Annotated in this window: 17 protein-coding genes, 2 tRNA genes and 2 pseudogenes; 10 read left to right on the top strand and 11 right to left on the bottom strand. The window is 57.6% G+C overall.

Features of this window, described 5'->3' with window-relative positions; translation table 11 throughout:
• Positions 1-818 precede the first annotated feature (818 nt).
• The 3 genes from KBF66_RS14355 to KBF66_RS14345 form a co-directional block, all read right to left on the bottom strand.
• Positions 819-2,060 (bottom strand): FAD-dependent oxidoreductase, encoded by a 1,242-nt coding sequence (locus KBF66_RS14355; RefSeq protein ID WP_296658318.1) that lies wholly within the window; start codon positions 2,058-2,060, stop codon positions 819-821.
• A gap of 4 nt (positions 2,061-2,064) precedes the next feature.
• Positions 2,065-2,388 (bottom strand): 2Fe-2S iron-sulfur cluster-binding protein, encoded by a 324-nt coding sequence (locus tag KBF66_RS14350; RefSeq protein WP_296658315.1) that lies wholly within the window; start codon positions 2,386-2,388, stop codon positions 2,065-2,067.
• Positions 2,389-2,464: 76 nt separating this feature from the next.
• Complete coding sequence (locus KBF66_RS14345; RefSeq protein WP_296658312.1) at positions 2,465-3,637, bottom strand: cytochrome P450; 1,173 nt, start codon at positions 3,635-3,637, stop codon at positions 2,465-2,467.
• 110 nt (positions 3,638-3,747) lie between these two features.
• Between KBF66_RS14345 and KBF66_RS14340 the strand changes: the two genes are divergently transcribed.
• Positions 3,748-4,671, top strand: coding sequence for a helix-turn-helix domain-containing protein (locus KBF66_RS14340; protein WP_296658310.1), 924 nt, complete (start codon positions 3,748-3,750; stop codon positions 4,669-4,671).
• A gap of 164 nt (positions 4,672-4,835) precedes the next feature.
• Here KBF66_RS14340 and KBF66_RS14335 read toward each other — a convergent pair whose 3' ends face one another.
• Entirely contained in the window at positions 4,836-5,750 is a 915-nt protein-coding gene (locus tag KBF66_RS14335; RefSeq protein ID WP_296658307.1) for a LysR family transcriptional regulator, read from the bottom strand.
• Positions 5,751-5,848: 98 nt separating this feature from the next.
• Between KBF66_RS14335 and KBF66_RS14330 the strand changes: the two genes are divergently transcribed.
• On the top strand, positions 5,849-6,202 hold the full coding sequence (locus KBF66_RS14330; RefSeq protein WP_296658304.1) for a protocatechuate 4,5-dioxygenase subunit alpha: 354 nt from the start codon (positions 5,849-5,851) through the stop codon (positions 6,200-6,202).
• Positions 6,203-6,228: 26 nt separating this feature from the next.
• Positions 6,229-7,077 carry a class III extradiol dioxygenase family protein gene (locus tag KBF66_RS14325; RefSeq protein WP_296658301.1) on the top strand — a complete coding sequence of 283 codons (849 nt, stop codon included), beginning with the start codon at positions 6,229-6,231 and terminating at the stop codon, positions 7,075-7,077.
• A 61-nt stretch (positions 7,078-7,138) separates the two neighbouring features.
• Here KBF66_RS14325 and KBF66_RS14320 read toward each other — a convergent pair whose 3' ends face one another.
• The 5 genes from KBF66_RS14320 to KBF66_RS14300 form a co-directional block, all read right to left on the bottom strand.
• The gene (locus KBF66_RS14320) at positions 7,139-7,423 is read right to left on the bottom strand and encodes a type II toxin-antitoxin system HicA family toxin (RefSeq protein ID WP_296658295.1); all 285 of its coding nucleotides are present in this window, start codon (positions 7,421-7,423) and stop codon (positions 7,139-7,141) included.
• 235 nt (positions 7,424-7,658) lie between these two features.
• Positions 7,659-7,734 (bottom strand) — tRNA-His (locus KBF66_RS14315).
• A gap of 57 nt (positions 7,735-7,791) precedes the next feature.
• Positions 7,792-10,131: an RNA polymerase sigma factor RpoD gene (rpoD, locus tag KBF66_RS14310; protein ID WP_296658291.1), complete on the bottom strand. Its 2,340-nt coding sequence runs from the start codon at positions 10,129-10,131 to the stop codon at positions 7,792-7,794.
• Between the two features lie 252 nt (positions 10,132-10,383).
• Positions 10,384-12,258 (bottom strand): DNA primase, encoded by a 1,875-nt coding sequence (gene dnaG / locus KBF66_RS14305; protein ID WP_296658287.1) that lies wholly within the window; start codon positions 12,256-12,258, stop codon positions 10,384-10,386.
• A gap of 64 nt (positions 12,259-12,322) precedes the next feature.
• Entirely contained in the window at positions 12,323-13,081 is a 759-nt protein-coding gene (locus KBF66_RS14300; RefSeq protein ID WP_296658283.1) for a 3-hydroxyacyl-CoA dehydrogenase, read from the bottom strand.
• Between the two features lie 132 nt (positions 13,082-13,213).
• Between KBF66_RS14300 and KBF66_RS14295 the strand changes: the two genes are divergently transcribed.
• Positions 13,214-13,290: transfer RNA gene (locus tag KBF66_RS14295), tRNA-Val, on the top strand.
• Positions 13,291-13,504: 214 nt separating this feature from the next.
• Here KBF66_RS14295 and KBF66_RS14290 read toward each other — a convergent pair.
• Positions 13,505-13,879, bottom strand: a pseudogene (locus KBF66_RS14290) (IS21 family transposase); the annotation flags it as partial.
• Positions 13,880-14,049: 170 nt separating this feature from the next.
• Entirely contained in the window at positions 14,050-15,078 is a 1,029-nt protein-coding gene (locus KBF66_RS14285) for a LysR family transcriptional regulator (protein ID WP_296658277.1), read from the bottom strand.
• Positions 15,079-15,181: 103 nt separating this feature from the next.
• Between KBF66_RS14285 and KBF66_RS14280 the strand changes: the two genes are divergently transcribed.
• The 6 genes and pseudogenes from KBF66_RS14280 to rimO all read left to right on the top strand — a co-directional run.
• Positions 15,182-16,414: an acyl-CoA dehydrogenase family protein gene (locus KBF66_RS14280; RefSeq protein WP_296658274.1), complete on the top strand. Its 1,233-nt coding sequence runs from the start codon at positions 15,182-15,184 to the stop codon at positions 16,412-16,414.
• Positions 16,415-16,449: 35 nt separating this feature from the next.
• Positions 16,450-17,523 carry a phosphotransferase family protein gene (locus KBF66_RS14275; protein ID WP_296658269.1) on the top strand — a complete coding sequence of 358 codons (1,074 nt, stop codon included), beginning with the start codon at positions 16,450-16,452 and terminating at the stop codon, positions 17,521-17,523.
• Positions 17,524-17,530: 7 nt separating this feature from the next.
• Positions 17,531-18,259, top strand: coding sequence for a histidine phosphatase family protein (locus tag KBF66_RS14270; RefSeq protein ID WP_296658266.1), 729 nt, complete (start codon positions 17,531-17,533; stop codon positions 18,257-18,259).
• Positions 18,260-18,308: 49 nt separating this feature from the next.
• The gene (locus tag KBF66_RS14265; protein ID WP_296658264.1) at positions 18,309-19,148 is read left to right on the top strand and encodes an SDR family NAD(P)-dependent oxidoreductase; all 840 of its coding nucleotides are present in this window, start codon (positions 18,309-18,311) and stop codon (positions 19,146-19,148) included.
• 524 nt (positions 19,149-19,672) lie between these two features.
• Positions 19,673-20,212, top strand: coding sequence for a polyhydroxyalkanoate synthesis repressor PhaR (gene phaR, locus KBF66_RS14260; protein ID WP_296658259.1), 540 nt, complete (start codon positions 19,673-19,675; stop codon positions 20,210-20,212).
• Positions 20,213-20,226: 14 nt separating this feature from the next.
• A pseudogene (gene rimO, locus KBF66_RS14255) lies at positions 20,227-20,533 on the top strand (30S ribosomal protein S12 methylthiotransferase RimO); the annotation flags it as partial.

Here is a 20,533-nt window from a genome sequence, read left to right as displayed (position 1 = left end):
AGGCACTGATGGGTGGGGTGGCTTTCCCCGAGCCTGATGAACTGCTTGCCGACATCATGGCGCTGGAAAACTGGCGTGCGCAGACGGAGAAGCGCAGTGCTGATACGGCGAAGAAACGTAAAGCGGGAACGCCTACTATTGCAGTACCCTCGATGGCTACAGCATAGTCCGCTTTGGCATCAACCAAAGGCTGGTATGCGGATGATGCGGCCCACCCGCGCGTGGGCCAACTTAGCCGGTGCCGGCCACCCCGGGGCGGTGCCGCTCGTGCCAATATTTTCCAGAAGCCATCGAAGCGTCGGACAAGCGGTGCGGCCACGCAGCCAGGCGATTGTGCGTCGCCCGCCGGCGTCCGGGACCGGAGCCGACTCTGATCCGCACCAGCCGGTCATTGCCCGATTCGGCGCCCCATACCTCACCCGACGGGCCCGCCAGTTGCCGCACGCCGGCGTTCGGGCGGCTCGACGGAAAACTCTCAAACCTTTCGATCAACGGATCGAAGCGGAGTAGGGCATTTCTGCCCCAGTCGGAGAGCCAGATCTTGTCCTGGTCGACGACCCAGCCTCTGGCATAATATTCAACTTCTCGTTGTGTTCCGGATCATCTTTCATGCGAGCCTAACCAACCCTTGTCACTGGGTGCGCCTGAGACAGTATGAACCCTCGTGAGACCTGTCTACAGGCAGCGATCCCAAGGCAAGAGAGTTTGACGGTATCGGCGACGGTATCAAGAAGTATGAGTCCACGGAAAGTGGCATGAACACTGAGGATGGAGAATGCTATTGACAATCGAGTGGGAATGAACTGCTGACTCTCTCGCTAACGCGCTCCTTGCAATAGGCTTGCCAGATCGAAGTGCAGGTCCTCGACTTGCTCTTTGGTCGGAGACAGGCCAGCCTCGATCAGCTTGCGGGCTTGCAGGTGGTCTTTGCTGGCGTTGATGCTGTCAACGGCCAATAAGCGCCCGGATTTGAAGTGATACACGCTGAAGCTGGCGCCAAGGCCCATGTCACCGCGCACGACCCAGTCGTTGGCACCCATTGACAGGCCGGCCATTTGCAGTTTTTTGTCGTACTGATCGCTCCAGAACCAGGGGGTGGCGGTGAATGGGCGGTCCACTCCAAGCAGCGCTGCCGCGGCAGATTTTCCTTGTTCTGTCGCATTCTGAACGGACTCCAGGCGCAACAGGTTGCCATCGGCCAATCGACGCGCAGTGCAATCTCCAGCGGCCATGATCAAGGGGTCATTGGTGCGGCCGCAGGCGTCCACCACAATGCCGCGATCACACGCCAGACCTGCTGCCAATGCCAGCTGATCGTTGGCTGCCACCCCGACACCGACCACCACCAGACCCGCCGGATGCCGCGTGCCATCTGCCATTCTTACCGCAAAGACGGCGCCGTCTGGCCCGGTCTCAAGGTCATCAATGCGCGCGTCCAAAACCAGTTTGACGCCATGGTCAAGGTGCAGCTGGGCGTACCAATCCGACAAAACCGGCGCCAGCACTCGCCCAAGCAGGCGGGGCGCTGCCTCAAGCACCGTCACTGAGAGGCCTTTTTTGCGGGCGGTGGCCGCCACTTCCAGGCCGATGAATCCACCGCCGATCACGATCAGCTCACGCTTGTGTTCACTGCAGCGCTCCATTTGCTGCGCGATCGCCTGTGCGTCGTCGCGTGAGCGCAGCACAAAAACGCCAGAGGCATCCATGCCCTGCAGTGCCAGCGTCCGCGGGCTCGATCCGGTGGCCAGCACTAGCCCGGTGTAGCTCAGCGAACTCCCATCCGCCAATGTCAAGGACTGGCCCGTCCGGTCAATTTGTGTCACCTCAACGCCCGTGCGCAGCAGGATGTTTTTCCGCGCCAGCATCTCCGGTGCGCGCATGGCCAGTTGGGCGCTGTCCATTTCTCCTGCCAACCATGCTTTTGACAGCGGGGGTCGGTGGTAGGGACCATAGGGCTCATCACCCAGAAGGGTGATGTTGCCCTGAAACCCGCCGGATCGGAGTGCTTCTGCAGCCGAGAGGCCGGCCTGACCCGCACCGACGATGACAATGCTGCTCATCAACTTACTCTTGAGAGACAGGAAGGTAAACGATCAGTCCATCCAGACCCGCAGTGGCCTTGATCTGGCAGGCCAGTCGGCTGTTGGGGCGTCGTTCAGAGGCCACGTTTTCCAGCATCCCCAGTTCGCCCTCCAGCGCCGGCGGCAGTTCCGCCAGGCGATCCTCCTGAATGTAGCAATGGCAGGTCGCACAAGCACACGAACCACCGCATTCGCCCAGAATGCCGTCAATTCCATTGGCCGTTGCCCCTTGCATCAGGCTCCAGCCCTCGGTTAATTCAACGCTGGTGCTTTGCCCGGACGCTTCGATATAGGTAATGTTGACCATCTGAAAGTACTCCTGAAATAAAAATGCGCCGCCTGATCAGGGCGGCGCGTTGAACGATGGGATCGACTGCTGATTATCAGACAGCCAGCTCCAGCACCAGTGGACTGCGGAAGGTGGAGGAGGGCATCCAGGGCAGTTGGTCCGCCACACGGTGGTAGTCAGGAATCACTTTATGGAACTCATCAAAAGCGATCTTGACCGCAATCCGCGCAATGGCAGTGCCCAGGCAAGCATGCAAGCCGCCGCCAAAACCGAGATGTCCACGGGGTTTGCGCGTGATGTCGAATACGTCCGGATTGGGGTACTGGCGCTCGTCCCGATTGCCGGAGCCGTAGGCCAGACAAACAAAGTCACCTTCTTTCATGGTTTGGCCATGCAAGTTGACATCGCGCATCAAACGCCGACGGAAGCGCTGTGCTGAGGTGTTGAAGCGCAGGCTCTCTTCGATGGCATCTGGCAACAGCTCAGGATTGGCCACCACCGCCTTGCGAGCAGCCTGGTCGCTGGCGAGGTTGTAGGCGAACATCATCATGAAACCGCCAAGTGACTCCACACCCGCCATGATGAGCGTGGTGGTGGTCAACAGCACTTCCCTGTCGTCCAGCCGGTCGCCGTCAATTTCGGCGAGTGCAAAGTTGCTGATCAGGTCGTTGAGTGGCGCAGCCCGGCGCATCGCAATCACTTTGCTTGCATAGTCCTGCATCCAGTTGTAGGCGGCGATGTGTTCCGGCCCCTTGGCCCGGGTGCGCGCATCACTCTGTACCATCAATACGGCGTTTTCACGCACTTCCGCTTCGTCCACCAGCGCCTCCTTGCCCATGGGCAGACCCAGGGCTGCCATCAGTACTTTGACCGTGAACTGGGACGAGACTTCCTTGAAATCAAATTGTTTGACACCTTGCAATTGGCCAAATACCTGCTTGGCCACATCGCGGATGGGTTCTTCAAGGGCCATCAGATTGCGTTTCATGAACGCGTGCTGGATCAGGCCACGCAGCCGGTCGTGTTTGGGTGGATCTGAACTGCCCAAAGTTGCACCCGCTCGACCCGGTAACTCGGTCATCAGGTTGCCACTGGCACTTGAATAGGTTTGCCAGTCCTGCCCTGCAGTCACGATGTCAGCGTAGCGTGACAACACCCACATCTGGGCTTCAGGGCTCCAGAAACAGGGGGCATCATCCCGCAAACGCTTGTAGTAGGGAAAGGGATCCGCGTCGACAGCGGGCGAATAAGGATCGAAGCTGAACATGGTGGTCTCCGGTATATTGTTGTCAACAGGGATGACTGTAGGGCGATGTGCGCCAAAGCGCACGGTAAAAAGTCCCGTCATGACGGGTACTTTTCGGTCAAAATTCAACCATGCACTCCGCTGTGAAATCCAAAACACGTCCCGTCAAGGTTGACAACATTCCCTCGTTTTCTCTCTATGGCGAGGCGGCTGCGCCTGGGCAGGAGATGCTGCATATTGAAGACGTGCAGTCACGCAGCCAACTCTATCAATGGGAGATCGAGCCGCATCTGCATCAGGGCTTGTACCAGGTGCTTTGGCTGTACCAGGGTTCAGCAGAGGTCATGTTGGACGAACGGCGTCACCGGGTCACAGGTCCGGCTGCGATTGTCCTGACCCCCGGCGTGGTTCACGGGTTTCGATTTGAGCAGGGTACTCACGGAATGGTGTTGACGCTGAGTGCGCGCTTTTTGCTCGAGGGTGAATTGCAGTCGGTGGGTGAGGCGTTTCATTCCCTGTTTGCAGCCTCGGGTGTCTTGCCATTGACCGCCGAACCAGAGGTGGCACAACGACTCAACGCCCTGTTTCATGAACTTCTGGCGGAATTCACCTTGCCCGGGTCCGATGTTTCGCCGATTCCGACCTGGTTGGCGCGTGCCTTGGTGTGGCGTCTCTCGCGAGCAGGTGCGCTGGTGCAGCAGGTTCAGGGCAGGCGGGCACATCGTCATCAAGCGCTTTTCATGCGTTTCTTGCTTCTGGTGGAGCAGAACTTCCGAGATCATTGGCCACTGGATCGCTACGCGTCACGATTGGGCCTTTCCACGCCAAGGCTTAACCGTCTGGTGCGTGCCGAGCGTGGCATCAGCGCATTGGAACTGGTGCATGAACGTTTGACACGCGAGGCCTGTCGCAGACTGGTTTATGTGGCGGTGCCGGTCGCAAGTTTGGCATCGGATCTGGGATTCGATGACCCAGCCTACTTTTCCCGTTTCTTCAGGCGCCGCACTGGCCTGAGTCCACAAGGCTACCGGCAGGCCCACGGCGGGCAAGACTGAGGTGGCGTCCGCTAGGAGTCTGGGCGGCAGAAGGATTTGAAAAGTAGTCTCAAATTTTCGACCTCTCAGAATGGCTCAGGTTGCATTATTTCGATATAGGCAAGGGGTCAAGCACCCCCGAAAACGTCACTTTTAAACTGTGCCTTCTTCTGCCGCCCAGACTCCTAGACCGGAAATTGGGATGAAATCTGGAAAAGTGCCTCTCTTATCCAGCGATGTGCGCTATCAGCATGGTAGCGTTTGTGCCAAATCAGGTACATGGGCATTGTCGGGCAAGGCACGGGTACCGGCACATGGGCCAGATCTTTGAGTAAGTTTTGATGCAACAGCCCCGGGACGGTAGCCAAAAGTCCTGAGCCACGCAGAAATGCCGGCAGCGCCGCAAAGCCGGGCACCATGATGCGAAACTTCCGGCTGATGCCATGGGCAGCGAACCACTGGTCCAGGTCGAGCGGACGGTGAGGTTCATACACCACGGTAATGTGCTCGCTGGCCAGGTAATCCGCGGCGCTGTCAGGTGCGCCGCGACGGCTTGGGTCAAAAAACACGCGGTATTCGTCCTCAAACAACCGCCTTTGCATCACATCTGCTCCGTCAGGGGGCCGGGGACTGATCACCAGCTGGCAGTGCTCTTGGCGCAACATTTCGAGGCTGGGAATGTTGGACGGCACAACCCGTAAAACCACCCGCGGCGCCTGTTCTCGCAACAGTTCTGCCAAAGGAGGCAGCATGACATCACGCTGAAAGTCATTGGCAGCCACGGTGAAAGTACAGCACCACCGGCCTGGATCAAATGCCCCGCCAAACGAAAACCCCTCCAGATCGGTCAACAGGGCACGCGCTTTGACAACCAATTGACCTGTGTGGGCGGTTGCCACAATGCCGCGTCCTGATTTGACAAAAAGAGGGTCACCGGTGATGGCACGCAATTTGTCCAACAGGTGGCTGACAGCGGATTGGGTGACGCCAAGGCGCTGGGCTGCCCCGGTGATGGAGCCGGTTTCGACCACAGTAACCAATAGCCTGAGCAAGTGCCCATCAAGATCGTTGTAGTCATACTTCGGCATCACGTGACCCATCGATTTTTCTCATGTATTCAATCACTATAGATGTCTCGATTTTATTGAACGATTGCGAAACACTGTGGCCTGTTCATTGACCAATCAGGAGACTCAACGTGACATCCAGAACCCCGCTGCCGAAAATTGATGGGACCACCCCATTTGATGGCGAACAGGCCAAAAAAGGCTACGCACTCAACAAGATGTGTTTTTCGTTCAACTCGGCTGACAACCGCGCTGAGTTCCTCAAGGATGAGGAAGCCTACATGCGCAAATATGGCTTGACGGAACCGCAGGCTGCCGCCATCCGAGCGAAAAACGTGCTGCAACTGATAGCTGCTGGCGGCAATGCCTACTACCTGGCAAAGTTTGCCGGCATTTTTGGGCTGGATATGCAAGACATAGGCGCACAACAAACCGGCATGAGCAAAGATGAATTCAAAGCCAAGCTGGTCGCAGCAGGTCAATAAAACCACGAACACAAGGACACAACATCATGGCAAAAATTATTGGTGGCCTGGGCACCTCCCACATCCCTGCGATTGGCAATGCAATTCACAAGGGGCTGCAGTCGCAACCCTACTGGAAACCGTTCTTTGATGGTTTCCCACCCGTGCGGCAGTGGATTGCGGCACAAAAACCAGACGTGATGGTGATCTTCTACAACGACCATGGACTGAATTTCTTCCTCGACAAAATGCCAACCTTTGCGATTGGCGCAGCACCGCAATATGTAAATTCAGATGAAGGATGGGGAATCCCTTCGCTTGAGCCTTTGCGCGGCGAACTCGATCTATCCTGGGAAATCATCAATGCGTTGATCGACAAGGAGTTCGATGTGGTCACCTGCCAGGAGATGCTGGTAGATCATGCCTGTTCCTTGCCGTTGAAGCTGTTTTATCCGGAAGGCAACTACCCCGTCACCGTGGTGCCGGTGTGTATCAACACGGTACAGTTTCCGTTGCCAAAAGCGAGTCGGGTGTATGCCTTGGGCAAGGCCGTGGGCGCAGCTGTTGCGGCCTGGAACAGTGACAAGAAAGTTGCGTTTGTCGCGTCTGGCGGTCTGAGCCACCAACTTGATGGCGAGCGTGCCGGATTTATCAACAAGGACTTTGACCTTAAATTCATGGAAAGCCTGCTATCCAACCCCGAATGGGCCACGCAGTTCAGCATCCATGAACTGGTTGAGAAAACCGGAACCCAAGGTGTTGAGTTGTTGGCCTGGCTCGCCATGCGTGCCGCGCTGACCGCAGCAGAAGGCTCCGGTGTGCGCAAAGTGCACAGCAATTACCATATTCCGATCTCGAATACGGCAACCGGGCTGTTGGCGCTGGAGACTTTCTGATGCTTGATGCAGGCGATGACCTGCGTGTCAACCCTGCATCGATGCCGTTTGACTGCGCCCCTCAATGGGTATTTTTTGCAGCGTCGTAAGCTGACGGGCTGACACCAGCATGGGCGAGAAACTCGCGAACCTGCTTGATGAGGTCGCGGGAACAATCACTGTTGTGGTGCGGATGATGGATAAATTCGCTGGCTCGATGGAGCGAAACCTTGTAGCGCGCACCGTGCGACGGCTCAATCGTTGCACCTAGATGATTCAAAAGTGATTCGATCTCACGCCAATGGACATTGGCCGGTGGCGGGTCCTGGAATATGGTGCACAGCAAAGCGTAATGTTTATGGCTCATGAGGGGCTCCCAAGTGTTGTTGCCGAGGGTCGTGTCGAGCTTAGAAAAAAAATGGAGCGGAAAGGTCCTGTTTCAATTGGGCGTGCAATGCCCGGACCACACATTCTCTTGCGCACAGCGGTCAGCAAACAGGCAGGTCTCAAAGGAGCGCACGTTCAAGTGGTTGCGACGCCTCAGAACCCACAACGAGAAAAACCGCACTACCATCTCGATAGTGCGGTTTCCTTTGTTTACTTGGGGTGGCTGATGGGGCTCGAACCCACGACAACAGGAATCACAATCCTGGACTCTACCAACTGAGCTACAGCCACCGTTTGAAACGAATTATAACGGACGCGCGTTGCGCGTCGCGTCGCAATCTGATGACTTTACAGGTTGTCGGTAAAGCTGCGAAGTTTGTCCGAGCGGCTCGGATGCTTGAGTTTGCGCAGCGCCTTGGCTTCAATCTGCCGAATGCGTTCACGTGTCACGTCAAACTGCTTGCCAACTTCTTCGAGCGTGTGGTCGTTGGTCATCTCGATACCAAAGCGCATACGCAGCACTTTCGCTTCGCGCGGGGTCAGGCTGTCGAGGATGTCTTTCACCACATCGCGCAGACCGGCCTGCATGGCGGCTTCCATCGGCGCGGTGTTGGCACCGTCTTCGATGAAGTCGCCCAAGTGGCTGTCGTCGTCGTCACCAATCGGTGTTTCCATGGAAATCGGCTCTTTGGCGATCTTCATGATCTTGCGGATCTTGTCCTCGGGGATTTCCATGCGTTCGGCCAGCACCGAGGCATCGGGCTCATAGCCAAACTCCTGTAGATGCTGACGACTGATGCGGTTCATCTTGTTGATGGTTTCGATCATGTGCACCGGGATGCGGATGGTGCGTGCCTGGTCAGCAATGCTGCGCGTGATGGCCTGGCGAATCCACCAGGTGGCGTAAGTCGAAAACTTGTAGCCGCGACGGTACTCAAACTTGTCCACAGCCTTCATCAGGCCGATGTTGCCCTCTTGAATCAAATCCAGGAACTGAAGACCACGGTTGGTGTACTTCTTGGCAATCGAGATCACCAGCCGCAAATTGGCCTCGATCATTTCTTTCTTGGCAGCGCGCGAGGCGTATTCGCCTTCGTTCATGCGCTTGTTGATGTCTTTCAACTGGTCCAGCGGCACCACCACCTTGGCTTGCAGGTCGGACAGGCGTTGCTGCAGTTCTTGCACTGGCGGGATATTGCGTCCCATGATGGCGCTCCAGGCCTTGCCCGCTGCGGCCTGTTTCTCGATCCATTTCAGGTCCAGCAAGTGACTGGGTACTTTGTTATGGTGTTTGTCCCGCCCACTGAACTCGGCAATGAACTGGGCTTGCGGGTAACCACATTTGTCCACAATGATACGGCGCAGTTCGCGTTCCTTTTTGCGCACATCGTCGACTTGTGCGCGCACCATATCGCACAGTTTTTCGATTGTCTTGGCGGTAAACCGGATCGACATGAGTTCGTCTGACAAGGCGCGCTGGGTTTTGACGTAATGGGGCGTGCCATAACCCTCCTTGTCGTAGATCTTGTGGATTTTCTCGAAAAATTCACGAAGTCGGTCAAAACGGATCATCGCTTCTTTTTTAAGTTCCTCCAGCTTCTTGGTCAGCGCTTTGGAGCCGCCCTTGCCGTCATCATCATCTTCAGCGTCAAACTCATCAAAATCTTCTTCCGCCACGTAGTCATCGGCTTCGTTCGGATTGGTAAAGCCGTCCACAATGGTGGTGATCACGACCTTGTCGGTACGAATATCTTCACCCAACTGCAAAATGACGTCGATCGTGGCGGGAGAGGCTGAAATCGCCTCCATCATCGCCATCAGACCGCCTTCGATGCGTTTGGCGATTTCAATTTCACCTTCGCGCGTCAGCAATTCCACTGTGCCCATCTCGCGCATGTACATGCGCACAGGGTCCGTGGTGCGGCCAAACTCGCTATCAACTGTGCTCAATGCGGCTTCGGCTTCTTCCTCGGCTTCCTCTTCGGTGGCGGCGGTTGGTCCGTTCTGATTGAGCAGCAGAGTTTCGGCGTCAGGTGTGTGTTCATAAACCGCCACGCCCATGTCGTTGAGCATGGAGATCACCACCTCAAGTGTCTCCGCGTCGACCAGCTTGTCAGGCAGGTGATCAGAAATCTCGCCGTGTGTCAGGTAGCCACGGGTTTTGCCGAGTTTGATCAGCGCTTTGAGGCGCAGGCGGCGCTTGGCCAGGTCTTCTTCAGAGAGCACGGTCTCGTCCAGACCAAACTCCTTCATCAGTGCGCGTTCTTTGGCCTTGCTGATTTTCATCCGCAGCGGTTTAACTTTCTCGGCACTGCCCCCGGCTTCACCGGTGTCCACAACGGGCTCGCCTGCCAGATCTTCTTCAATGTCTGACAAGTCGAGATCGTCGACTTCGACCACCTCCTTGCCAGCCTTGGGTTTGCGCCCACGTTTGCCGCCTGACGTCGCTGCATCGGCGTCCACAGGCTTTTCGGCAGGTTTGCTGGCTCGCGTGGACTTTTTACTCTCAGTTGGCATCTCCATCACGTCGATCGGTTCGACGACAGCTGAAGTGGTTTTTGCTTTGACCTTGGCTTTGCTCGCAGCTATCGCGGGCTGCGGCGTTTCAACGACTTTGCTGGCTGTTTTTTTCTTGACCGCAGCCGCAACCACAGGCGCGACGGGTTCTTTGGGTTTGGAAGCAGGCATGAATTGACCTCAGGACGACAAAGCAAACGGGTTACTGCAGGAACTCCGGCAGGGCGCAAAAACGAGAAGCTGGCAGCTTTGGGCAAGGTGTGGGGGCGAACATTTGGAATGCAATCCTTGCGGTAAATTGGCCAGATGCTGATGAATGCATTCGATGACCGGAGCCCGGAGGTGTTGCTGTCGCTCTTGCCGTTACGCGAAACGACGGATTATACCGATTTAGCACCCGCGTCGGCAACCCAGTCCTCGCCATTAAAGGTCGGCTTCGAGTTCTTTTCGGCGCGCCTGCAGCTCGCGATAGCGTCGCAAGGCTTGGGGGTCGGTGCGCGAGGATTCAATGGCTTGGGTTTCGTCGAGCTTGATCTGCTCGATCAACATCCGGTTCAGCAGTCGACGTACCTCGTCTGCAGCTTCCGATTCATCGGCCGGGTAACCTAGATCATACCCGGCCATAAGTCGCAGTGCCAGGTCTTCGCTTTCGTGCCCCTTGAGACCTTCTCGCAAGGATACCCAGGGTTGCGCTCCATGCTCGTGAAACTGCTGTTCAAGCCATGCAAACAGCGGGCCATGCGGCGCGTTGAGCATGGCCAAAAGGTGGTGATCTTCTGCAGTCAAGGTTTCCAGTGCGGTCATGTTGTCGAGCAGAATACGCGCCGCGTGGTCAGCGCGACTCGCTGGAATGCGTGCACTGAACCGCCCTGGTCCTGGAGCCTGATTTTTGGATGATTTATGGCTATAGCGCTTTTCTACTATGGGTCGGTAGCTATCAGAATTATTACTCTGAGGTGGTGTTTTTGACCGTTTGCTCTTGTTGCTTGCGGGGTGCCAGACCTCACTGAGTTCACGATTGGACAGCTGCACCAGCTCGGCAATCTCGCCCAGCATCTGCTGCCTGAGAGCCCCCTGTGGCAGCAACTCCCACAGTGGCCTGGCGTTGCTGGCGAGATGGGCACGCCCTTCTGCGGTATGCAAATCACAGCCGTCACGGGCTGCGTCAAGGAGGAACCGGCTTAAAGGCACCGCTTCGCTCACGTAGCGGGCAAACGCTTCCTTGCCATATTCACGAATAAAGCTGTCAGGGTCGTGCTCGGCAGGCAGAAACAAAAACTTGACGCTGCGCACATCGGTCGCCATGGGCAACGCAGCATCAAGCGCTTTGCGAGCAGCTCGCCGGCCAGCGGCATCACCGTCAAAACTGAATACAACCGAGTCGGTAAAGCGGAACAGTTTTTGCACGTGATCAGGTGTGCATGCGGTGCCCAAAGTGGCTACTGCGTTAGGAAAACCCAACTGAGCCAGCGCAACCACATCCATGTAACCTTCGGTGACCAGGGCGTAGCCCTGTTCACGCAGCGCCGCGCGCGCTTCAAACAGGCCATACAGTTCTCGTCCCTTGCTGAATACCGGCGTCTCAGGAGAGTTGAGATACTTGGGCTTTTCATCGCCTAGAACCCGCCCGCCGAAGCCAATGCACTCACCTTTGATGTTGCGGATCGGAAACATCACCCGGTCACGAAAGCGGTCGTAGCGTTTGGCCTCAGCACCTTCAACATCCCCCTCGTTGAGGATAACGAGGCCACTTTCCACCAACATGGGGTCATCATAGGCCGGAAAGACGCTGGCCAAATTGCGCCAGCCATCCGGTGCGTAACCCAAGCCGAAGTGTTTGGCCACGGCACCCGATAAGCCCCGCCCTTTGAAATACGCCACCGCGCGAGCCGAGAGTTTGAGCTGCTTTTGATACGAGTGGGCAGCTCTTTCAAGCACATCGGTCAAACTGTGTTGACGTCGCCGTTGATCGGCAGCCTGTGCGCGTTCCTGCGGGCTGGTGTCATCCTCTGGCACCTTCATGCCGAACTGCTGGGCCAGATCTTCAACGGCTTCAACAAAACTCATCCCCGCGTGATCCATCAGGAAACTGATGGCATTGCCCGTTTTGCCACAGCCAAAGCAGTGATAAAACTGTTTGCTCGGGCTGACCGAAAACGAGGGTGACTTCTCGCTGTGAAAAGGGCACAAACCCATGAAGTTTGCGCCACCTTTCTTCAATTGCACATAGCGACCGACGATTTCGACGACGTCTGCGCGAGCGATGAGCTCCTGAACAAAAGACTGCGGAATGGACATGCGGCAATTGTAGGAATCACTTGCCGTCTATGAGACGCAGCCTCAGCGTACCTGACTGCGCGTCTCAGTGCGGCGCCAGACGGATGGCACCGTCAAGTCGGATCACCTCGCCGTTGAGCATGTCGTTCTCAAAAATATGCCGCACCAGTTTCGCGTAGTCCTGTGGTGTCCCCAGTCGCGAGGGGAACGGCACGCTTGCCGCCAGCGTGTCCTGCACCTCCTGCGGAAAACTGAACATCATTGGTGTGCCAAAAATGCCGGGCGCTATCGTCATGTTACGGATGCCTGAGCGGGCCAGATCACGTGCAATCGGCAGGGTCATCCCGACGATGCCGCCTTTGGACGCGGCGTAGGCCGCTTGCCCGATTTGCCCGTCATAGGCCGCTACCGACGCTGTCGAGATCAAAACACCACGTTCACCGGTGGCTTCAGGACTGTTTTTGCTCATGGCGTCTGCACACAGACGGATCATATTGAAGCTGCCAACGAGGTTGACCTGAACGCATCGGTTGAAGGTTGCCAACGCATGAGGACCAGCCTTGCCAACCGTTCTCTCGGCCGGCGCGATACCAGCACAGTTGACCAGCCCCATCAGTTTGCCAGCTGCCAAAGCGGCCTGAACGACGGCCATGGCATCGGACTCCTGGCTCACATCGCACCGGACAAAGCGCCCACCGATGTCGCGCGCCACGGCCTCACCTTTATCGGTCTGCATATCTGCAATCACCACCAGTCCCCCGTTGGCGGCCAACATGCGTGCTGTACCCTCTCCTAGCCCTGAGGCGGCCCCCGTCACAATGAAGACTTTGCCCGAAATATCCATGTCGCTCTCCGATCGATGTTTGACGTTAACGTAAAGGTCAATTATCACCCGTGGACTATTTGGTACTTTGAAGGGCAACGGGCCAAAAGACGCCAGCAGTTGCGGCTATACTCTGCCGTCTCGAATATCCTCAGGCGCGTAGCTCAGCTGGTTAGAGCACCACCTTGACATGGTGGGGGTCGTTGGTTCGAGTCCAATCGCGCCTACCAAAAAATGGTAGATAAATCAAGCACTTAGCAGAAATGCCTGGTGCTTTTTTTATGCCTGTACGGGAAGGGTGCGAGAATGTGGGTCTGAAAAATCCCGTGCTTCAAAAGTAGTGCCAGCCACGCTAAAGTAGCTTGGGACCCATAGACAGCCCTCAAAAATGCCTTTTGAAACTCAGCCAGAACCATCGGCTTGCCAACGTGAGCACCTTCAGGTGCCATCTGTCAGCGCCACCATCGGACTTGCGCAATCAATAAACAACTTCTCATCGGCGTGATGAACCTGGCGCATGGAGCGCTTGAGGCTCTTGGCGTAGTGACGGTAGTTCTCGCAGCACTGGGAATGGCGGTGGGTGCTCTGAGCTGGGTGTTGGGCGCCATGCTCCTGCCACAGCAGCATCAGCGTCATGCCCTTGCGTCGCAACTCCTGGTGGATGCGGCCATATTCGGGTTGCACAACCAGACCCGCCGCTGTGGCCAGGGTTAGGTACTTGGTGACAACGCCTTTGGAGATTTGCAGGGCAATTGCGGTTCGCACATGGGAGAGCCGGGCTTCAAAGTTGAGACGTAGCACGTCCCGTATCTTGCGCATATTGATCCTTCGGGCATCGGGCATGGCTACTTCCAGCAAAGCTGGTGAGGCTAACCCGAAGGGCTAGGAAGATATGCTCAGCACCACACGCTGCAGAACCTGATTGCGGTGCCGTGACCCGTCATTCCGGTCAAGCCTGCAAATCGGTCACGGTCGTCCTGAATCACTGTTCACGATAAACCGGAATCGTCGGTCACGATCCGCCGCAATGACCGGTCACGGTCGCCCTGAATACCCACCCCATCCTGACGGTTCGGATCACGCCTTAACGCCGCTTCGCGGTCACGGCCTACCATCAAGCCCACTTCGTCGAATTGCTGGCGCAGCCACACATTGGCCGGATCGCGATCAGCGCCAGCGTGCCAATACAAATGCACATCCAGGCTGGGGGTGGCCAGTGGAAACGGATGCAGCGCGTTGTCCAACGACTCATTGGCGATACACGCATAGTGCTCGGGCATGGTCAGAATCAGGTTGGTGTCGCGCACCACGCGGCAAGCGGCAAAGTAATGCTGGCAGCGCAAACCGATGCGTCGGCGCAGCCCCAGACGGTTGAGTTCGAAATCTTCCAGACCCGGCCCGCTGCGGCGCGACGACACCAGAATGTGCGACTGCGCCAGATAGGTTGGCATGTCGATGCCTTGTCCTGCACTCCAGGCTGGATGGCCGCGCCGTGCCACCACCACGAGTTGATCGTTCATCAGCGGGCGATGGCGGATGTCTGAGCCCACCGGCAGTGCCACGTCCACAACCAAATCAAGCCCACCAGACGACAGCTCGACCTCCATGTCGCGCCGGTCGATGCGTACGCAGTTCACAGCCACGCCGGGTGCCGCACGCTGCAAGCGCGCCATCAGCGGCGGCAAGGTAATCGCCTCCAGCACGTCGCGCATGCCGATATGAAACACCCGCTGTGCCTGGCCGGGCTCAAACAGCGCCGGGCTCTGCAGGCCGGATTCGAGCAGTTGCAAACTCTGGCGCACGGTGCCAATCAGGTTGCGCGCAAAGGCAGTTGGCACCATGCGCTTGCCCTGGCGCGCAAACAGCGCGTCGCCCAGCAGCTCGCGCAGCCGCCCCAGCGCATGACTCACGGCCGGCTGACTCAGGCTGAGCTTGCTGGCAGCCTTTGTCAACGAACCCTCGGTAAAGATTGTGTCAAACACCACAAAAAGGTTGAGATCAACGCGACTTAGATGCATGAAACGAATTTAACGTTATTCAAACAATTCACTTGATTCATTCTACTGCCCGGCTTAACCTCGTCGCACTTTCACGGTATGTCTAAAACGCAAAGGCCTTTTCATGGATTTCTCCCACTCACCCAAAGCCCGCGACCACATCGAACGCCTGCGCGCCTTCATGCGCGACCACGTCATGCCCGCCGAGGCCATGTATCACGCGCAATTGAGCGGTGCCGGCGGCGACTGGACGAAATGGAAGCAGCCGGCCGTGATGGAGCAGCTCAAGGCGCGTGCCAAGGCCGAAGGCCTGTGGAACCTGTTTCTGCCTGACGCTCACCACGGAGCGGGACTGAAGAATGTCGAATACGCCCCGCTGGCCGAGCTGACCGGCCACGCCCTGTGGTCGCCCGAGATCTTCAACTGCAGCGCGCCCGACACCGGCAACATGGAAGTACTGCACATGTACGGCAGCAAGGCCCAGCAAGACCGCTGGCTGGAGCCGCTGTTGTCCGGCGAAATCCGCTCGGCATTTTGCATGACCGAGCCGGACGTGGCATCCAGCGACGCAACCAATATGCAGGCGACTGCCGTCGTCGAAGGCAACGAGGTGGTGCTCAATGGCCGTAAATGGTGGAGCACCGGCATTGGCCACCCGAATTGCCGGGTGGTCATCTTCATGGGTCTGAGCGACCCGAGCGCTGAAAAGCACCGCCGCCACTCGATGGTGCTGGCGCCGCTCGACACCCCGGGCATCAAGATCGAACGCATGGTGCCAGCCATCGGAGTCTATGACGAACCTTCAGGCCACGGCGAGGTGAGTTTCACCAATGTGCGCGTGCCGATCGACAACGTCATCGCCGGCATTGGCCGTGGCTTTGAAATCGCCCAGGGTCGGCTTGGCCCAGGGCGCATCCACCATTGCATGCGCGCCATCGGTGCCGCCGAACGCGCCCTGCAACTGGCCTGCGCCCGCGCTGACAGCCGCATTGCCTACGGCAAACCACTGTCGGCCTTGGGTGGCAACGCGGACGTGATCGCCAACGCACGCATGGGCATCGAACAGGCCCGTCTCCTCACACTCAAAGCCGCCTGGATGATGGACACCGTAGGCGTTAAAGGCGCGATGAGCGAGATCTCCCAGATCAAGGTGGTGGCACCGAATATGGCCCAGCAGGTGATTGACGCTGCCATTCAGTTGCACGGTGGTGCCGGGGTGTCGGAGGACTTTCCGCTCACCACGCTGGCCGGTTATGCGCGCATCCTGCGGCTGGCCGACGGCCCCGATGAAGTGCACCGTGGCCTGATTGCCAAGCTCGAACTCAAAAAGCAGCGCACCGCCCGCGAAGCCCACTGAACCACAGCTCACGCCACCGCCCAACTATGACCACCATGAACGAATCCCTGATCGACGCTGCCGGCCCGGTAAGAAACGGTGAAGAGCTTGACATCGCCCGCATCAACGCCTATCTCAAAGTGCAGATCGCCGACCTGCAAGGCACGCCCGAGGTCACCCAATTCCCCGGCGGCGCCTCCAACTTGACCTACCGCTTGCGCTACCCCAACCGTGATCTGATCCTGCGCCGCCCACCGTTTGGCCACAAAGCCAAGAGCGCGCACGACATGGGTCGCGAGGCCAAGGTGATGCGCGGACTCAAGCCGGTCTATCCGAGGGTGCCGAATGTGCTGGCTTTCTGCCAGGATGCCACCGTGATGGACAGCGACTTCTACGTGATGGACCGTCTGGTCGGCATCATCGCGCGGCAGAACCTGCCCAAAGACCTGAACTTCGGCCCCGAGCAAACACGCCAGCTGTGCTGCAACGTGATCGACAAGCTGATCGAGTTGCACCAGGTGGACCCGGCCGCTGCCGCGCTGGCTGACCTGGGCAAGGGCGATGGCTATGTGCGCCGCCAGATCGAAGGCTGGAGCCAGCGCTTCAGAGCGGCCAGAACCGACGACGTGACCGACTTCGACAGCGTGATGCGCTGGCTGGAGGCCAAGCAACCCGCGCGAGAAGTGGCAACCTGCATCATCCACAACGACTTTCGTTTTGATAACGTGGTGCTCAACCCGGACAATCCGTTCGAAGTGACTGGCGTGCTCGACTGGGAAATGGCCACGCTGGGCGACCCGCTGATGGACCTTGGCAACTCGCTGGCCTATTGGGTGCAGGCCGATGACGATGAGCTGTTCAAGAAGACGCGCCGCCAGCCCACCAACGCCCCCGGCATGCTGACGCGTCGTGAGGTGATCGCCTACTACGGCGAGCGCACCGGATGGTCAGTGGACAATTTCGACTTTTACACCATCTACGGCTTGTTCCGACTGGCCGTGATCGTTCAGCAGATCTATCGGCGTTACAAGGATGGCGCCACACGCAACCCGCAATTCGCCGGCTTTGGTGCGCTGGTCAGCTATTTCGATCAGCGCTGTCAGACGCTGATCGCCGCTTCCACGCTGTGAGCACACAGTGACCCACGTTTATCTGGTTCGCCACGCCCAGGCCAGCTTTGGCGCAGCCGATTACGACCAACTCTCGGCACTCGGCCAGCGCCAGGCGGTGTTGCTCGGCCAGTGGTGGAGGCAAACCGGCCGCCGCATCGACAGCATTGCCATGGGTACGCTACAACGCCATCGGCAAACGGCCGAAGCCTGCTTGACGGCCCTCGGTGCTGACAACTGCGACAACCTCGTGGATGCCGGATTTAACGAGTACGACCACGAAGCCATCCTGCGCATCTACCGGCCCGATCTGGGTGACCACCTCATGGTGGCACGTTACCTGGGCGAACAGGCAAAACAAGGCGTGGACCCGAAACGCGCATTTCAGCGCGTGTTCATGCACGCCGTTGAGCGTTGGACCAGCGGGGCGCACGACGGCGATTACCCAGAATCGTGGTCGGCTTTCAAACTGCGCTGCGTGAACGCCATGCACCACGCAGTAGCCCACGCTGGCGAGCGCGGCCACACCAACCTGACAGTGTTCACCTCGGGCGGCCCCATCGCTGCCATCGCACAAAGCGGGCTGAGTCTCGCCGATGCCAACGCATTCGAACTGGCCTGGGTCATGATGAACACGGGTGTCACACAGCTCAGTGCGCGCACGACTGGCCAGCCTAGCCGCTTGCGTCTGGTGCAGTTCAACAACGTGGCGCATCTGGATGTTGCCTGCGACCCGAGCTTGCTGACATTTCGCTAAACCCTGGTCCAACACACCCAACCCCTCACTCACAAAAAAACTCCCTCCTATGAAAAACCTCAAAGGCAAAGTCGCCGTCATCACGGGTGGCGCTGAAGGCATTGGCAAGGCACTGGCCGTCCTCGCCGCCAGCCAGGGCATGAAGCTCGTGCTGGCCGATATCGATGCCGCTCGACTGGATGCCACGGTTGCCGCGTTCACGGCCCAAGGCATCGAGGCCATCGGCGTGCGCACCGACGTTTCAAAGGCGGATCAGGTAGATCACCTGGCCGAATTGGCCTTCGAGCGCTTCAGCAATGTGCACCTGCTGTGCAACAACGCCGGCGTCGCCTGCGCCAAGCCGGTTTGGGAAACCACGCCCGGTGACTGGGAATGGGTGGTCGGCGTCAACCTCTATGGCGTTGCCAACGGCCTGCGCAGCTTCATTCCACGCATGCTGGCGAATGGCGAAGAAGGCCACATCGTCAACACTGCCTCCATCGCTGGCCTGATCTCCAGCCCCAGTCTGGCGGCCTACAACGCCACCAAGCATGCAGTAGTCACACTCACCGAAGGTCTGCACCACGACCTGAAACTGCGCAACGCGAAGATCAAGGCCTCGGTGCTGTGCCCGGCCTGGGTCAAGACGCGCATTTCTGCATCCGAGCGCAACCGCACCGCAGGCGAAGCGTTTGACGCCAGCAAGCTCGACCCCGTCACGTTGCGCATCGGTGGCGCGATCCAGCAGGCCGTGGCCGATGGTATCGCTGCCGAAAAAGTAGCGCGTGATGTGTTTGACGCGATCGACAGCGAGCATTTCTATATCCTCACCCATCCCGACTCGGCCGCTGCGGTAAGAATCCGCATGGAAGACATTCTGGAAGACCGTGCGCCGACGATGCTGCGCTAGCCCACCCTCAGCCTGTTAGCCTTGTCAGCTTGGTCAGCCTGGCAACGCACCTCAGAAACCGCATGAAGCGTTTGCGTACGGTTTGTGGCAATGCCGCAGCCACCAAGTCGGTGGTGCGCAGAGTGAAGGGGGTGACTCCCCCCGGACTTTCGGTCCATTGCCGCCCACTGGTTGGCTGCTGGCTGCCGATTTCTTGGTGGCTCCGGGCAAGTTGAACTACTTTTTATCGTGCTTATCACGCCCTTATAATATGAACTTCACACGCTTAGCCGTTTCTTATATTCCTTGACATGGTGTGGGTCGTTGGTTTGAGTCCAATCGCGCCTACCAAGGTCTTCTGAAGCTCCCAGATTCAGATCGACAAGACCTTGTTCTGTTTCACTGTTTTTTGTGTTCAGTGGTGGCAACCGCATTGCTCGCTGTGCGCTAGTTCCCGACAGGTCAGACGTTAGCGGTTGTACGCGATATCCATCGATAAAATAGGCGATCACATATTGCCCTGTACCAAGGCCTGAGGAAACCAAATGAACAATGGGAACACAACTGAATCAGAAGGACCTCTGCGCATCATCAAGAAATATCCCAATCGCCGGCTTTATGACACCAACACCTCCGCTTACATCACCTTGGCGGAGGTCAAGCAATTGGTCATGAAGCGCGAAGGCTTCGAGGTTCGCGATGTCAAAACCGGTGAAGACATTACGCGAAGCATCTTGCTGCAGATTATTCTTGAAGCTGAGGCGAGCGGTTCACCGATGTTCACCGCTCCGGTACTGGAGAGTTTGATCCGCTTTTATGGTCACGCGATGCAAGGTTTTCTCGGGGGCTACCTGGAGAACAACATTCAGTCACTGATCGACATTCAGACCCGCTTTGCCGAGCAATCCAAAGGGTTCACGCCTGAAATGTGGTCTCAATTTGGTTCGCTTCAGCCGCCGGTTTTGCAGGCCATGATGGGCGGGCAACTGGATCCATCGAAAAACGTGTTGACTCAGTTGCAAGACCAGATGCAAAAACAGACGGACCAATTGCTGGGCGTTTTTGGCATCAAGGGCAAATCCTGAGTCACGTCAGTCCCATGTTGCCTAAGAACTTAGTCCCCGCGACGTCAGCCAACGCGCCGAAGATTGGATTTGTCAGCCTTGGCTGCCCCAAAGCTTTGACAGATTCAGAATTGATCCTGACCCAATTGAATGCAGAGGGCTACCAGACCGTCAAGACTTTTCAGGGTGCCGACTTGGTTATTGTCAATACCTGCGGCTTTATTGATGATGCGGTCAAGGAGAGTCTGGACACCATTGGTGAGGCGCTGGCTGAAAATGGCAAAGTCATTGTGACAGGATGCCTTGGTGCCAAGATGAGTGATCAGGGTGACAACCTGGTGC

The organism is Rhodoferax sp., from assembly GCF_018063565.1.
Taxonomy (GTDB): Bacteria; Pseudomonadota; Gammaproteobacteria; order Burkholderiales; family Burkholderiaceae_C; genus Rhodoferax.
The sequence above is the reverse complement of the archived record's forward strand: the minus strand, read 5'-3'. Positions and strand labels throughout refer to the sequence as shown.

What these genes read in the sequence shown, in the direction of transcription:
- KBF66_RS14335 (WP_296658307.1), bottom strand. Translation starts at nt 5,750, where the DNA reads ATGGGTCACGTGATGCCGAAGTATGACTACAACGATCTTGATGGGCAC.
- KBF66_RS14275 (WP_296658269.1), top strand. Translation starts at nt 16,450, where the DNA reads ATGAACGAATCCCTGATCGACGCTGCCGGCCCGGTAAGAAACGGTGAA.
- rpoD (WP_296658291.1), bottom strand. Translation starts at nt 10,131, where the DNA reads ATGCCTGCTTCCAAACCCAAAGAACCCGTCGCGCCTGTGGTTGCGGCT.
- KBF66_RS14350 (WP_296658315.1), bottom strand. Translation starts at nt 2,388, where the DNA reads ATGGTCAACATTACCTATATCGAAGCGTCCGGGCAAAGCACCAGCGTT.
- KBF66_RS14285 (WP_296658277.1), bottom strand. Translation starts at nt 15,078, where the DNA reads ATGCATCTAAGTCGCGTTGATCTCAACCTTTTTGTGGTGTTTGACACA.
- KBF66_RS14325 (WP_296658301.1), top strand. Translation starts at nt 6,229, where the DNA reads ATGGCAAAAATTATTGGTGGCCTGGGCACCTCCCACATCCCTGCGATT.
- KBF66_RS14340 (WP_296658310.1), top strand. Translation starts at nt 3,748, where the DNA reads ATGCACTCCGCTGTGAAATCCAAAACACGTCCCGTCAAGGTTGACAAC.
- KBF66_RS14320 (WP_296658295.1), bottom strand. Translation starts at nt 7,423, where the DNA reads ATGAGCCATAAACATTACGCTTTGCTGTGCACCATATTCCAGGACCCG.
- KBF66_RS14265 (WP_296658264.1), top strand. Translation starts at nt 18,309, where the DNA reads ATGAAAAACCTCAAAGGCAAAGTCGCCGTCATCACGGGTGGCGCTGAA.
- KBF66_RS14345 (WP_296658312.1), bottom strand. Translation starts at nt 3,637, where the DNA reads ATGTTCAGCTTCGATCCTTATTCGCCCGCTGTCGACGCGGATCCCTTT.
- phaR (WP_296658259.1), top strand. Translation starts at nt 19,673, where the DNA reads ATGAACAATGGGAACACAACTGAATCAGAAGGACCTCTGCGCATCATC.
- KBF66_RS14300 (WP_296658283.1), bottom strand. Translation starts at nt 13,081, where the DNA reads ATGGATATTTCGGGCAAAGTCTTCATTGTGACGGGGGCCGCCTCAGGG.
- KBF66_RS14280 (WP_296658274.1), top strand. Translation starts at nt 15,182, where the DNA reads ATGGATTTCTCCCACTCACCCAAAGCCCGCGACCACATCGAACGCCTG.
- KBF66_RS14355 (WP_296658318.1), bottom strand. Translation starts at nt 2,060, where the DNA reads ATGAGCAGCATTGTCATCGTCGGTGCGGGTCAGGCCGGCCTCTCGGCT.
- dnaG (WP_296658287.1), bottom strand. Translation starts at nt 12,258, where the DNA reads ATGTCCATTCCGCAGTCTTTTGTTCAGGAGCTCATCGCTCGCGCAGAC.